Below are 15,528 nucleotides of genomic sequence, written 5' to 3'. Positions count from 1 at the left end.
AAAAATAGGTATTATTTTTATCTCACGAAATAGAAAAATAAAAACAGATAAATCCACAGAAAATCAATGAAGTGCCAAAAAGTCGCAGCCAGTTCAATTCCAAGGGTTTTGCCATTTACATACTTTAGTTTATAATGATTATAAATTACTACTAAAATTGAAATAAGTCCAACAGCTATATGCGCCAAGTGCATAATAACTACCAAATAAATGAATGAGGTAGTAATTGTACTTTCACTTCCTGTGAAATAATAACCGTTTTCAATAATTTGAGAAAAACCCAAGAATTGAAGCGATACAAATACGATTCCCAATATAAATGTTGCCAATAGTAACAACATTCCATTTCTATTTTGTTCTTTCTGCACCATCTTTTTTGCAAAGTGTATAGTGATGCTACTAATTAAAATAGCGGCCAGACTAATATAAAATGCCTGTGGAATTTCAAAATCGGTCAACCAATCCGGTCGTTCTTTACTCACCACATATGCGCTTGTTAATCCGGCAAAACTCATAGAAAGGCTTACAATGCCAAACCAAAGCATCATCTTTTTAGCGCGCCGTATTTTTATTTCCTCGGTTCTTTCTGTATACTCCATTATCTTAAAAATTTATCCAACACATATATTACCTGTAATAGTGTTATATAACTCACACTTACCAACATGAGTTGTTTTGCAACTTTTTCGGTTTTTAATCTATAAAGGCGCATTGCATAATAAATAAAACCTAGGCCCAATAACCCAATGATTATTGCCGAAACCGGTGTAATATATAATTTTCCTGTTACACCTACAGCGGGTATCAATGAAGCCAAAACAGTCCAAATAGTATACAAGACTATTTGAATGGCAGTACCTTTGTCTCTTTTCCCATTAGGCAGCATATAAAATCCTCCCTTTTTATAATCTTCAAACAAAAACCACCCAATTGCCCAAAAGTGTGGGAATTGCCAAAAAAACTGGATCATAAATAAGGTTCCCGGTTCAATACCAAAATCATTTGTGGCTGCTACCCATCCCAGCATAAAGGGAATAGCACCCGGAAAGGCTCCTACGAATACTGAAAGGGGTGTCTTAGTCTTTAGAGGGGTGTACAAACTCACATACATAAATATTGAGATTGCACCAAACATAGCTGTTTTTGGATTGATGGTATACAAGACAGCTATTCCAGCTATAGTTAAGATACTGGCAAGTATAAAAGCGCTTGGGACACGCATCCTCCCTGCCGGTATTGGTCTGTTTTTTGTACGGTTCATTAACGCATCCAGATCACGTTCAATTATTTGATTGTAAACATTAGATGCTCCCACCATACAATAACCCCCAACGCATAATAACAATAAGGTATAAAAATCAATAGTCTCCGCTCCCAATAAATATCCCGCAGCCGATGAAAAAACAACACTTACGGATAAGCGAACTTTTGTAATCTCAGTAAAATTCCTGATGATGGATTGTGGAACAGATTGTGATTGAGTGATAGACAAGCTCTTTTTTTTAATCAAAACACCTAATGGTATTTGCACGGGCAAAGATACAGTACCCTCTCTTTTTTTACAATATATATTGAACAATCTTACTGTTTTATTTCAGTAATTTTATTATTTTGAACCCACATAAAAATATACATCCATGCGTTTCAAAATTTTAATTTCAATTACAGTTTGTTTCTCCTTCTTATTTACTAATGCTCAGACAGATAGCGGACGAACAGCAAACATAAAAATTACAAAAGTTAAAGATGAAATTTATATGCTTCAGGGAAAAGGAGGAAATATTGGTTTAAGTTTTGGAAATGATGGTGTCTTTATGATTGATGATCAATTTGAAGATATTACTGAATACATTCTGGAGGATATAAAAAAAATTAGTGATAAACCGATTCAGTTTTTGGTAAATACACATCATCATGGTGACCACACTGGCGGAAACGCTAATATGGCGAAGACAGGAACTACTATTATCGCTCATCAAAATGTTAGAGATCGAATATCTGAAGCTATTAATAACGCTTTGAATAATGCTAAAGTGGCCGGTGGTAAGCCAGAAGGGGTTGATCCAAAAATGCTTCCAACAATAACCTTTAGCAAAGACATGACCTTTTATTATAATGATGAAAAAATAATGGTTTTCCACGTACATAATGCTCATACAGATGGTGATGTAATTGTTTATTTTACTGAAAGTAATGTTATTCATACAGGAGATGTGTTTTTTGAGGGGAGTTATCCTTATATCGACACGGCTAGTGGTGGAACTCTACAGGGTTATATTCAAGCACTACAAGAAATAATAATGCTTGCAGATGATGAAACTAAAATTATCCCCGGACATGGATCTATCGCTTCGAAAGAAGATTTGCGCTATACAAAAAATATGCTTGGTTTACTTTATAAAAGAGTAATGTCTCATTATATGAACCTAAGAACTGAAGATGAAATAATCAGTATGCGTGACTTTACCAAAATATATGATGACAAGGGCTTTGGTGACGGTTTTATCAGTACTGAAAAAATGCTACAAACTATCTACAACGAGGTAAAAAGAGAAAAAGGTGTAATAGATGTGAGGGACATGAACGAAAGATTAAGGGAAAAATTCCGGCAACAAAAAGAGGCTCGTGAAAAAAGAGAAAAAAACAGCGGATAGTTTTTCTTCTTATTTAAAAATCGTTATACCAATTAAATAGATCTGTTCTAATGCCAAAATTTACCCAGGTAGTCTGATTGTCAAAGACACTTTCGGTATTTACTGTAGGTTTAAAGTCCCTAAAAATAACACTTCCGTACGCTTTCAAGTTAGTAGCGGGATTAATTAAATATCCCACTTGCAATTCTGTATGAAAGAAGTCTGTAGTATTTCCCTGCGTAATATCATTCCCAAGATCTGAAGGACGGTCATCTTCCGTACCATAAATATTACCCCCGTAAAAGAAAGTATCTTCCTCGGTATTAAATTCAAGCCCCCGTTTAGCAATAATTACTTTTGCATCTGCAAAAATTCTCTTGCGTTGGTAACGTGCAATAGCAATAAATTCTGAAAAGTTCGCACCCAAAGTATGCGCCATGGATTGATTGTTGTGGCCATAATTAAGTACAACACTATTATGTGAATAAGTAAATGGACGCACTCTGTTGTATTCTGCCTGTAATTGTAAATTTTTGACTCCAAAAGCATCATAATACTTAGCTCCTAATTGGTAGCCTGTTTTATTTTTATAACTACCATCCCCTCCAAGAATATCACTGGAAGAAAACTCATCTATAATTAATTGGGCATATGCATTTATTCTATCTGTAAATTTATATTTTGCACTAAGCCCTATTAAAGCATTTCCTCCACGGGAACCGGTAGAAAATTCTATAGCACGGTAAAAAATAATTGGGTTTATATAATTGAAGTCGAAACCTCTATCGTTATCGTTCTCCCAAATTACAGATTCAAAAAGGCCAATGTTAAGCCGCTTTGTGACATTATAACTTAAATAGTGATTTGCCATATACTTAGTGCGGAATGAACCGTCTAACGTCACGTCTGAACGTACATCCCTTAAAGACATCCAGGTATTGGTATATTTTAACTTCCAAAAGGTAGTATTCAATTTGAAAAACGGATATGGACTTGCGTTATCACTCACCAATAAAGAACGGTATCCATCTCCTATAAAGTTCTTACCATGCCCCAACTGAATATTGAAATACTTTGAAGGAGTAAATGAAACATGGCCTGTTGCTATTGGGTAATCGTACGAATCACTTTTAAAACTTTTAGCGATTCCCCGGCCGGGAATAATTGCAGGATTACCTCCATCAGGTTTTATTGATTCCGCATAACGATTAAAATAGTCTGCAAATCGCCCCTGGCTTTCGTAGATCACAGCAAAAAAACTTAAGTTTTTACCCAATCCTCCTTGTGTGTAAACCAAACGGGTATTGTTATAGGTATCTATATCTGCATCGGTATCTTTCCCTACTTGTAAATCGACCCCGGGATCTAAAGTAAACCAATAGCCTTCCCCTTTAAAAGTGACCATATGCTCATTCCACCATTTTCTACCTAACCAGGAAGTTTTGTTTTTAAGTAGTTTTTGGTTTTCTGTTTCAAAATTATAATACTTATTTACTTCACTGTATATAAAAGGTTTTTGTGCTGTATGATTGTTTTGCCCTACACGGTTCAGTGCTGGGTCAAATAAGCTATAATTATGATGTGATAGCGGAATGTTAATATTGCTTTTGTACTCTTCATTCGCATAAGGAAAAGCTTTAATAGAGTCGTATTCGTTTTTGAGGGTTTTTATAGTTTCTTCTTCCGAAATACTTTTTACTTCAGTAGTACTTTCTGAAAATTCTATGCCAGATGGTGCCTGCAATGGGATGCCAATTGGCAATGTAAATTGCACATAGGCAGGATTACCATTATAGGTTGCCGGAGTAATTTTAGGGAGTATTTTAAAGACACGTTTGGCTTCATCTTTTAATTCATTATAAATCCCGTCGACATATAAAACTTTAAAATCTCCTTCTTTATTTACTTCAAAAAAAACAACAACATTTCCTTTATAATTTTCTGAAAAAACAATATCTGGTGTCTTAAAATTTGCAAAAACAAATTGCTGAAGTGTATAGTTAAAACAGTTTTCAAGAGCATCTATTGATACTTCCGCACATTCAGGAAACACGGGATATTTTTCAAAACCAGAAAGTTCGTTTTGGGCAGAAATTGAATATGAGATTAATAAAACCAGAAGTGAGGCATATATCTTCATTAGCAATGGCGTTATTTTGAAGAAGGAAAGATACGGTTTTTTTATAATGCCTTTGTTGCAAAATAGAAAACCCGCCTCAAAAAGTAATAAGGCGGGTTTAACTTTATTAATTCACCAATAATGTAATTGGTACCGTGTAAAGTACCGCTACATTTTTGTCGCCTTGTTTACCTGGTTCCATTCTTGGTAATGTATTGACAACCCGGATTGCTTCTTTTTCCAGTAATTTATCCGGAGCTCTCGCCAGGATATCTTTTACAGTTCCGTTCTCATCGATCTTAAACTGTACCGTAATACGTTGCTTTTTTCCAGAATCATAATCAGAGAACTTATCTACATTGAATTTTTTTGCAATAAAGCTCTTTACTTTGGAAGACATGCAAGCTATTTTTTCTAGATTGCTTGAAAGTGATTCACATCCTGGAAAAACAGGAGCAAATTCCACATTAAGTACATTATCAAGTCCGGTTTTAACAGGTTTTTCACTTCTTGTACTTACAGAAGGAGTTATTATCGTTGGAGATACATCGATAGGGGCTATGGGAGTTTCATCCATAGTTTGTGTTGTATTTTTGATAGGATTTATGATATCTATTATTTTTTGCCGTTTTTGTTTCTTTACTTGTTTTTCAGGCTCTATTAAGGGTTTAGGAGATTCATCTTTTAAAACAATGTTATAAACATTGGGCTCTACCAGATAAAAATCTTTCTTAGCAGTATATTTTGTTGTGGTTAACCCAATGGTGCTTTCCATGATAAGAAAAACTGCCAATAAGCTTACAATGACTCCCAATTGAAAGTATAGTCTTGAATTCCAATTGAGATTAATACTCTTCTTATCCTCTCTCTTTGAAAGCATTTTTGGTTGATTGCTTTTAAAAATGTTTACAGATGGTTTCATAACATTTGTATTTAAGGATTAATAGTATTTTATATGTGCAAGGCTTATGCCAAAAAAAAGCACCGAGTAAATCACTCGGTGCTTTTCAATATATATTTATTATTATTTTACTCTACCTGGAATCTAATTGGCAAAGAATAAAGAACTCCAACTGGTTTTCCTCGCTGTTTTCCTGGAGTCATTTTAGGGAGAGACTTTACAACTCTTACTGCTTCTTGTTCTAACTTAGGGTGTGGGGCACGAGCTTGCACATCCACAACGTTTCCGTTTTTGTTAATTTTAAATCTAACAAAAATTCTTTGGATCCCTTCTAATCCCAAATCACCTGCCAGGTCTCCGTTAAATTTCTTTTTTACCCATTTGTCTATCTTTTCAGACATACATGCTTTCTTACCACTATTTCCTTTAGCTCCTTCACATCCCGGATAAATAGGTACATTTTCAATTACTGCAAAAGGAACATCTGCCAGTTCTTCTTCAACAGCTTCTTCAATTTCTTCAATCTCCATGATCTCTTCCTCTTGATTTGTTTCGGTAGATTCAATTATAGTCTCCTCAACCTCTTCTTCATCTTCTACTACTTCTATAACTTCAGGTGCAGGCGGTGGAGGTGGTGGTGGAGGTGGAGGTGTTATTTGCTGAGTGATTGGAATTTCTTCTTCTAATTCGTCGCCTACAGCTAATGTATCTGTATCAAGAGTTCGATCGTACGTTTTCCATTCAATTGCTTGCCAAGCGATTAAGAGCATTAAAATCATTCCTAACTGGAAAAATAATAAGCTTTTACGGCTTAAATCTGCTTTTGGATTTTTCTTGGATTCCATAATTGAGTATTAATGTGATTGCTAAAATATATAAAAACTATTGTAATATAAAACGAAAATTAGTTTTTAAGATTTAAATGTTCATTTTGTTTTTTAAAACTGGAGGGTACCAATAATAAAATCTAAAACGATTACCTAAATATCCAGCATATATACCTTTCTTTTCAGTAATAAACTGTTATTAAGTTACCTCAATTACTATGCCACATGAAAGCGTGATAAGAAATCAGTTATTTTCTCCTGTGTAAGTTTTCTTTTAATTTTCTACCTGAAAAACGATAGGTAATCCATACAATACTCCTACCGGGACCCCACGCTGTTCACCGGGAGTCATATGAGGAAGTGATTTTACAATCTTGACAGCTTCTTCTTCCAGTTTTATGTGAGGGGCCCGTGCACGAACATCTGCTACATCTCCATTTTTATTTATTTTAAACGTCACAAATATACGTTGACGCCCTTCCAGGCCAAGCTCGCTGGCTAATTCGGTATTAAAGTTTTTTTTGACAAACTCTTCAATTTTTTTTGACATACATTCCTTTCTGGTATTATTGTTATTTGCGCTTTCACAGCCCGGATATACTGGAACGTTTTCAATTACTGCAAATGGCACATTAATAATCTCTTCTTCTACCACTTCTTCAGCAATTTCTTCTATTTCTAAAATCTCATCATTTTGGTTTGTTTCTGTAGATTCAATTATAGACTCTTCAATTTCAGATTCATTTTCAACTTCTAAAATAACAACCGGTGTAATTGAAGGCGCCGGTGGGGGTGGGGGTGTATTGATCTGCTCTGTAATAGGAATAATTTCATCAAGAGCATCAGTTACTTCTATCTGGCTACTTTCCAGATCAGATCTATCATAAGTTTTCCATTCAAGAAGCTGCCAGGTTAAAAAAAGCATAGTTATAATTCCCAGTTGGAAGAACAGCAAGCTTCTACGACTTAGGTCGTAATCAGGGTTTTTCTTTATTTCCATTTGTAGTGAATTTAGACGTTATACGTTCATTGGATAGTTTTAACTCTAACTATCCAAAATGATAACAGCCCTATCAAGCAACCAATTCCGTTCGCTATAATATCAAACAAATCAAACTTTCTTGATAGCGTGAACCAGTGCTGCAATGCTTCAATTGATATTCCATAAAGGAAGCATATTAACAAAACTACAAATACAATTTTATTAGAAATATGATATTGGTCAGCTGAAAATGTATAGCTTAACCAAATGAAACACAGTACCCAATGTATTAATACATGGGCTAATTTGTCCAGAAAAGGAAGGTTTACTTCCGGTATTTCCGTAGCCGGAGATAAGAAGGCTACAGTGATCAATAAGGTGTAGATTATCCCTATTGACAAGAGGGTTCTAGGCTCCGATAATTTCTTTATAAGCCGCGTCATCCAATAGATCCTCTATTTCTTCAGTGTTTGAAATTTTCAATTTTATCATCCAGCCATCTCCATAAGGGTCTGAATTTACTTTTTCCGGCTCAGACTCTAGACTCTCATTAAATTCGATGATTTCCCCCGATAGCGGCAAAAATAAATCTGAAACGGTTTTTACGGCTTCAACTGTTCCAAAAACCTCTTCTCTATCTAAGGTTTCATCTACAGTTTCTACTTCAACATATACAATATCTCCCAGCTCACCTTGTGCAAAATCTGTAATTCCAATAGTAGCTATATCTCCTTCGATAAGCACCCATTCATGATCTTTTGTATATTTTAGGTTTGAAGGTACACTCATAATAAATTCTATTTAAATGGTTTTTATTTAGTTTCCAAAGTTATATCGAAGTGTGAACCCACTTCTAATAGTAGTTTGCGGGAAAGCAGTTGAGATTGCATATTCTGAGAAAGTATGGTCATAATAGAACAATGCTGTTAAATTCTTACTCAATGCGTAATCTGCGGAAAACTGAAGCCCATAAATGGTCTGCCCTGCAGTAGTTTGATTATTTTCAATATCCAAATAACGAATAATAGTTTTGTTGTCTCTTCGGGACAGGTCCATTTTAAAATTCAGGTCACTCTTTAAAATTTTCTTTTTGCCTCCAAAGTTAGTTCCTATTTTAAGATCCTTGATACGATAACCCAAACCTATAACTACCTCGTTACCTTTAATCTCGGTCAATAAATTATTGGCAAAACTTAACGATAAGGCTCTGTCTTTTCGTAACTCTGCCAAAATCTTAACAGAGTTTTTCATTTCAAAATCAACCCGGATCAATGGTGAGAATTGTTCGGTAAGGTTTACATTTGTTAAGAATACCTTACTCTTAAAGTTTCCGGCTTGATCTACTGCTTCCGGTTCATTAGGGTCATAATCTAAGTTTGTCTGAAATTGATTTACTGTATAGCCGGCTCTATACCCATGTTGTATAGAGAATCTTTTGAATCGTTTTTTAAACCAAGCTAATTTCATTAAACCTGTATATTTTAGATCCCAGTTGGGTAGCGGAATATCTCTGAATATTCCTGTTTTCTCACTGGATGCATCACTTCCTTTATAAGCAGAAAGGAAGGCCGGCAGTAAAACATCCTGGCTTGTTTTTCCAAATCCTACAGGGTATCCATCATCATCTCTTGGGAAATTTGGAGAGCCATAAAATTCTGTAGCCAATCTATTTGCAACTATCAATCTATTACTTCTAAAGTCATCAAAAGCTGCTGAGCTATTTTCATCACTGGTGCTAAACGCCGTTTTAATTAACATGGTTGAAATATTGAAGTTCCCAAATGTGCTAGGTGTTAGCGAACGGTATAATCCATTTTCAACAATATAGTTTTCAGCATAATTTTCGGCATAAATTCTGCTTCCGTTCAAATCAATTTTCAAATCCGGTATCAATTCTATATTAACCTGTGCGTCTAATTGTCTGTTTTCAACTTCGGTATATTGTTCGTTAAATTCGGGGTAAATAGTTAACCAGCCTTTTCGTGCAGCCAGATCTCTAACTTCTGCCTGACTACCAAATGTAAATCCGGCAGATGGCTTTAAAGTTCCTATAAATCCAATGGATGGTGTATAACCCGGCAAGAAAATACCGTTATTTTCCTGATAGTTCAACTGAATTTTCTTTATAGAGGTAAGCAGGCCTATTAGAGTATTAACGGCCTTATCTCCACCAGTTAAGGTCCTGGTAGGAGTTCCTCCTTTGTTTCCACCGGAAGTATTCCCCTCATTAAGTGTTTCTTTACTCCCTTTCTTTTCTTCTTCAGTTCCATTTTTTCCTCCTTTAGCACCTGCCTTCACTTCGGCTCCTGTTTTTCTTCCACCACTCTTACCATTAGGACCTCCGCCACTTCCAGATTTTATTTTGGTCAACCCTATATATCTGTAAAAATTATTCATATCCAAAGTAGAGTTGATACGGTGTGTACTTGCATTTTGGATCGAATTACCAAGATCAAATACCTGAGTGGTACCATCGGCAAGTGTTATAGGAATATTATTGAACAGATCACTACCATCCTGCCACTGGAAATCACCCGTATAAGAATAGGTAGCTCTAATAAATCTTAAAAACGGAAACTTACTAAATGGCAGATCATAATTTACCTGAAGTGATTGAAAATGTTGGTTAGGTTCTCCAACATCAAAAAAGCCATCCCAAATTCCAATAGAGTTATCCGCATTTCCCTCATTATCAATATAATTAGTCACAATTCTATTATTGGAAGAATTAAAGTTAAATCGAAGTGATTTGGTTAAATTATAATTAATTGAGTACTGCCAATCAAACAGGAAATTTCTTTGGTATAGCGTTGGGAGTCCTATATTTCCGGGCAATAAATTAAGTTCTCTAAATTTTTGCTCATTGTATTGTCTAATGATATTAGAACTTGCCGTAATATTGGTTGGTAGCACGTTGAAATTTAGATCCTTTAAAAACTGCCAGTATTTTCCGTTAAATATTGAGTCATTCTTTTTAAAAGGTTCGTAAGTAACCGGTGCAAAACTATAATTATAGGTTCCACCCACTCTCACATTTTGGTCGAGAGACTCTTCAATTTCAAAATCGTGATGGTCTACCTGATTGTAAGAATAGGAGAATGTGAAATTTTCAATATCATATGGCATTGGTTTGCCATCTCCCGTGCGGTCTTTACGAACTCCAATGAAATTAACACTTTGTCGTTTTGTATAATCGACCGACTGCTCTTTTATAATATCCTTTTCATCTTGATTATCTGTATTATCGATACGAGTATCTAATTCTATATCTTGAAATTCGGGATCATATTGAGGTGTGATCAATTCTTCTGCACGCCCATAATTAAATGGCAATTGTACGCCCCACTTTGGTGGTAACAGCTGTCCCAGATTCACATTGGTCACTACATCATATTGCTGAACATCTTCTCGACTACGTTGGTTTGGCCCTTGCTCTATAGAACCAAATCCTACTGTACTTCTCCCGGCAGTAGCACTTACTGTCGCAAAGTCTGCAATATTAGCATCCATACTAGCTACAGCAGCCCATCCTCCTTGGTTTTTAAGTTCTGAAAGACGTAGTTCATTGAACCAAACTTCCCCACAAAGTTCATTACTTGTAGGGTTTTTAAGTCCTAACATAATGGTACGGACATTTCCAAAACTCGGGTTTCCTTTTATTCCTATACGTAAATCATTTTCAGAACCTGCTGCTGAATCCGGATCAAGATCTGCCTGATTGAAGTAAGTAATTTGTGTTAGATCACTATTTGGATCTCCTAATACTTGAGTTTTTACTTCCTGAAGTAATCTTAGTGGTAAATTAAGTCTATTTTCTATAGGCCACACTACTTCGGGATTGAGAGATTCCGGTGAGATATTTAGTGGTATTTCAATTTCATAAAAGTTTTGGTCCAGGTCGGTCCCTAATCTTATAAATGCAACTAATTCTCCATCAGACGGAACTGTTTCATTATCCAGCGCTTCCGCATGAATAAACATTTCCAGGTTTTCATATTGACGCATATCAACATTGAAGTTCTTATATACAGAACGCCCATCTCCACTTTCTAATCCACATACTCTTAACAATAACGACTGTTCATTTTGACGAATGATGTTATTATTATTATTTAATTCTTCCCGAATAACACCAGGAGGTAATACATAAGAACCACTATTTTCTTCGATGCTCACAGTTTCAACTTCAAATAAAGTATCATCCATATCCGGGTCTTCCCCAGTAATATCTAACGTATTTGCATATCTTCTGTAATCTCCGCGTACCAACTCCAAGGCTCCAAGGCGTAAAATAGTAGGTTCACTAAAACCTGTCATAAACATACGCATAAAACGAATAGATCTAAAGTCTGAAATTCCGTTAACAGCTTCATCCGGTTGATCTATTGGCACTTTAAACTGAACCCATCGTACATCAACAGTCGAATTGTCCAAAAGAGTAAGTCCGGTAATTATTTTTTCATCAGTAATAAACTCATTGTTAGTACTATTCATGTCCCTTGAAATTGGAACTCTGTACTCGTAGTAACTGTTCACCGTGTTCATAGTATTATCACGGTTAATATCTTCAACATCAGGTTGCGCAGTAGACCCTCTGTTATCATTAGAAACAATTTCGGGGGAATTCCCTTCTGTTCCATTATAAGAACGATACCTCTCTACGATACCTCCTTCTGCCTGTAAGAAGTACTGGTAGTTATCACCGGCAGGGTCAGCTAACCCTGCAAATGCCGGGAATTGTAAAGCTTCTGCTGCATCATTAATACCGTCATATCCAATATCTTGATTAATTCGTTCTTGTCCTTGTGTATCAAAAGTGTAGACTAGTGATTGGTTTGTAGGAACCTTACCATAAACTGTAGGTGTTGTATTTTCTGTCCCTCCGTCTTGTGGCAATCCGTTTTCATACTGCTTTCTTCCATCTTTCAATATATCTTCTGAAATATTACCCAAATTAAAATAGAGCTCTCCATTATCATTAATAGATGAATCATGATAATAAGGATCCATAACCCAAAACTGAATATATTCCACATTAGAGCGTTCAAAATCTGTAGTGGATAGTTGCCTCATAATTCCCCCGAATCTGGTTTCCGGATTAGGAAGTGTATTTCCTCCGTTAGCTTCAGGATTGAAGTTGTAAGGCCCTCGCTCACCAGGATAGTATGATAGGTCCAGTGTAAATAATGCCTGCGTTTGCCCTTGAATAATATCTTGTTCCGGGAAGATTTCATCTCTAAAAATACGGCGTGTAAATGGTGATGACAAATCTTCATCAGAAATACCTCCGGGGCGTTGGCTACTATAAAAAATAGGGTCAATAGTATACCAGTCTAACTTTGCACGGTTATAATTGTAAGCTAGATTTGTATTATCTGCATTATTGTCAAAACGAACTGGGGTACTAGATAGAAACCATGATAACGGGCTACTAACATCCAAGGCTGTTTGCGATGCTTCAAAATCGTCAACATAAACAGTTGTTTTGCCATCAAAGTCCGAAACTTTGGGTGCACCCGGTAACAGGTAAGCAAATTCACCTCTCAGGGACACATTCGATTCAACATCTGTATCAATATTAGGAAGTTTATTTACCAATCTTGTTAGAAAAGGAACTTCGGTGGAGTAGTTTGCATTAAAACCAAAAATAGTATTGTTGATTGGCTCTACATTATAAGATGATTTTTGTGTTAACGGGCGTTCATTAAGGTTCAAATAGGTCGCACCTATTTGAAATTTATCGTTGAATTTATGTTCTACATTTAATCCTGTAAAACGTTTTGTTTGCTGTCCAAACAATGCATTATTCTCAGTGGTAATATTTATGGGTGTATTGGAATTAAGCAGTGCAGGATCTAAGATCTGGACGCGCCCTAATTGATAATTTACAGTATAATCCACACCTTCTACCAGTGTTCTTCCGTTAGCGGTTACTGTTACAGACCCTTGAGGAATATTGAAAGCACCTATAGGAATTCCGTCTGCTCCGGTAGACTTGTAACTACCTTTTAGCTGAAAAAAGTTCTTATCACTATCCTCTTGTTCTGCTTCAGTCTTCGTAGTCCTGTAGAGTGACCTGAAAACATATTTATTTTGGTTGGCGTTATAGGTTGAAGTATTATCATAGTCCTCAGAACCTCCTGTACTATCCAGCTTATTAAATAAGTATTCCCCAAATGGTTCAACGCTTGTAAAAATGATACGCCCATTTTGAGTATCTACGGTGACTCCGGGAAGAAAATCAAAAAATCCATCACCGCCTTGTTGTGGGTCATTATTAAAGTTCAATCTATCTAAATTAAATACACGTAATAAAACAGTATCTTCAACATCATCAGGCAGTGGAGTAGCAGGAAACTGTTGTGTTCCTTCTGCCGCTGTAATATAATTGAGTGGAGAAGGACTTGTATATAGAATGTTTAATCTGAAATCTTCCTGCTCTAATTGATAAGCTCCCAATGGATAGATATTTTTCATCATCAAATCCCAGATAGGCTCGGATACACTGGTAATATTGCTCTTTAAGAGCTTTACAACCAAATTCTGCGAAATTCCTTCAATAGGATCTGCATTTGGGTCTGGATTTCCGGGATCTCCACCATTAATAGTTCCTCCCGAAGCTTCCACTCCGTCATTAGCAAACTCACCTACCTGATACACTTGTCCATTTACAGTGAATTGAAAAGCTATTGCCAATACCTCATCGTTGTTCAATCGTTGATTCAAAGAGATATATCCTAACTGAGAATTCATTTGATACTCGCTTTGTGTCAAAAGTCTCGCATTTTCCAAGCTAACATAATCGACCCCTTCATTCACCGGTACGCCACTAAATCCGGCTTGTACAGAAGCAATATCCCGAATGGATTCATTTAATATGCTTTGTTCTGCAGTGTTGTTAATTCCGAAGGGGTTAAAATCGTTGTTTGAGTTATCCGGAAAAGAACCTCTTGGTTTATTAATAAATCCTCCGGGTGGATTATTCAATCCTATGTTTGTAGGATCGGATTCTCCAATATCCTGAATTGCTACAATATTTCGAACATTTTCGGTACGATTGGTACGATTGGTAATCCAAACTTCTGCCCTTGTAATTTGCACATTAGAGTTGATAAACGGGTACTGTGTTAAGGCTCTGTTGTAATTATCCCTAAAGTAATGTGCCAGGAAGAAGTGACGATTCTCATCGTATTCTGAAGCATAAATTTCAAAGTCGGTAATAGTTGCTCCTCCTTCAGCCGTAACAGATCTGGTTTCCGATTTTTGTTCAGAAAACACTCCTGTAATTGTTGTTTTTCCAAACTGAAGCTGTGTTTTCACCCCAAACAAGCTTTGTGCTCCTTGTATTAATGAACTGTTTAGCGGCATACTTACGTTCCCCACTTCTATTTTTTGAATGATATCATCCTCGGTAGGAGTGTATTCCAGTTTTATCTGATTTTGAAAATCGAATGTAGATTGTGTATCGTAATTAGCAGTAACCTGCAACCTTTCCCCTATTTTTCCTAATAAACTTAAGCTAATGCGTTGATCAAAATCGAAGGATAGGTTACTTCGGTTGTTGGGAGAAAATGCCGGATTGTCTTGTTTTGTATACAAAAGTCCTAAATCCATTTCAACACTACCCTGAGGAATTACTTCGATGGTGTTTCCTCCAAAAACAGATTCAAAAAAGTTGGAGTTCACATAAAATGTTGGAAGTAGATTTTTCTGTGCTTCTTCGGCACCTTCTTTTCTTCCATCGGCCGCATCAATTTTTTGTTTGAAGTATTCTTTCATTTGCTCCCTCATGATCAACTCACGGTATTCATCCGGAGTGAGAATGATAGGATAAGAAATATTAAACCCACCTAAGGTTTGTGTGTATATATACCTGTCTGTTATAGGGTCATAGGTATATAAATCTTCTATACTAGGAGGGTTTGGCAAGTCTATTCGTCCCATCGAAGAACCTGTTGCCGTTGTATCCTGTGCGGATACTGTGCCATAACTGCCAAAAATGATACTTAAAACTAATAAAAGCTTAAAAAAGCTATGGTTGTAATCGTAATTTTTTGCGCCCAATT

The 15,528-nt window shown here is 36.0% G+C and carries 10 protein-coding genes; 1 reads left to right on the top strand and 9 read right to left on the bottom strand.

Annotation, left to right across the window (positions count from 1 at the left end; translation table 11 throughout):
* Positions 1-17: 17 nt before the first annotated feature.
* Positions 18-599, bottom strand: coding sequence for a cytochrome c oxidase subunit 3 (locus ACY2RT_RS09595; protein WP_490155693.1), 582 nt, complete (start codon positions 597-599; stop codon positions 18-20).
* Positions 599-1,492, bottom strand: a complete 894-nt coding sequence (cyoE, locus tag ACY2RT_RS09590) for a heme o synthase (RefSeq protein ID WP_490155692.1) — start codon at positions 1,490-1,492, stop codon at positions 599-601. Before cyoE ends, ACY2RT_RS09595 begins: the two co-directional genes overlap by 1 nt.
* Before the next feature lie 145 nt (positions 1,493-1,637).
* Between cyoE and ACY2RT_RS09585 the strand changes: the two genes are divergently transcribed.
* Positions 1,638-2,654: an MBL fold metallo-hydrolase gene (locus ACY2RT_RS09585; RefSeq protein WP_490155691.1), complete on the top strand. Its 1,017-nt coding sequence runs from the start codon at positions 1,638-1,640 to the stop codon at positions 2,652-2,654.
* 13 nt (positions 2,655-2,667) lie between these two features.
* On the opposite strand, the gene ACY2RT_RS09580 is transcribed toward ACY2RT_RS09585, so the two are convergent.
* The 7 genes from ACY2RT_RS09580 to sov all read right to left on the bottom strand — a co-directional run bounded on the left by ACY2RT_RS09580 (position 2,668) and on the right by sov (position 15,526).
* Positions 2,668-4,773 carry a gliding motility protein RemB gene (locus ACY2RT_RS09580; RefSeq protein ID WP_490155690.1) on the bottom strand — a complete coding sequence of 702 codons (2,106 nt, stop codon included), beginning with the start codon at positions 4,771-4,773 and terminating at the stop codon, positions 2,668-2,670.
* A 106-nt stretch (positions 4,774-4,879) separates the two neighbouring features.
* On the bottom strand, positions 4,880-5,674 hold the full coding sequence (locus ACY2RT_RS09575) for an energy transducer TonB (RefSeq protein WP_490155689.1): 795 nt from the start codon (positions 5,672-5,674) through the stop codon (positions 4,880-4,882).
* Between the two features lie 107 nt (positions 5,675-5,781).
* On the bottom strand, positions 5,782-6,498 hold the full coding sequence (locus ACY2RT_RS09570) for an energy transducer TonB (protein WP_490155688.1): 717 nt from the start codon (positions 6,496-6,498) through the stop codon (positions 5,782-5,784).
* Between the two features lie 256 nt (positions 6,499-6,754).
* The gene (locus ACY2RT_RS09565; protein WP_490155687.1) at positions 6,755-7,480 is read right to left on the bottom strand and encodes an energy transducer TonB; all 726 of its coding nucleotides are present in this window, start codon (positions 7,478-7,480) and stop codon (positions 6,755-6,757) included.
* Between the two features lie 26 nt (positions 7,481-7,506).
* Positions 7,507-7,731, bottom strand: a complete 225-nt coding sequence (locus tag ACY2RT_RS09560; protein ID WP_490155778.1) for a VanZ family protein — start codon at positions 7,729-7,731, stop codon at positions 7,507-7,509.
* Positions 7,732-7,870: 139 nt separating this feature from the next.
* On the bottom strand, positions 7,871-8,251 hold the full coding sequence (gene gcvH / locus ACY2RT_RS09555; RefSeq protein ID WP_490155686.1) for a glycine cleavage system protein GcvH: 381 nt from the start codon (positions 8,249-8,251) through the stop codon (positions 7,871-7,873).
* Between the two features lie 27 nt (positions 8,252-8,278).
* Positions 8,279-15,526: a T9SS outer membrane translocon Sov/SprA gene (sov, locus tag ACY2RT_RS09550; RefSeq protein ID WP_490155685.1), complete on the bottom strand. Its 7,248-nt coding sequence runs from the start codon at positions 15,524-15,526 to the stop codon at positions 8,279-8,281.
* Positions 15,527-15,528: the final 2 nt, after the last annotated feature.

It is taken from the genome of Ulvibacter sp. 2210JD10-4 (assembly GCF_058148525.1).
This window is presented reverse-complemented; position numbering and strand designations above follow the sequence as displayed.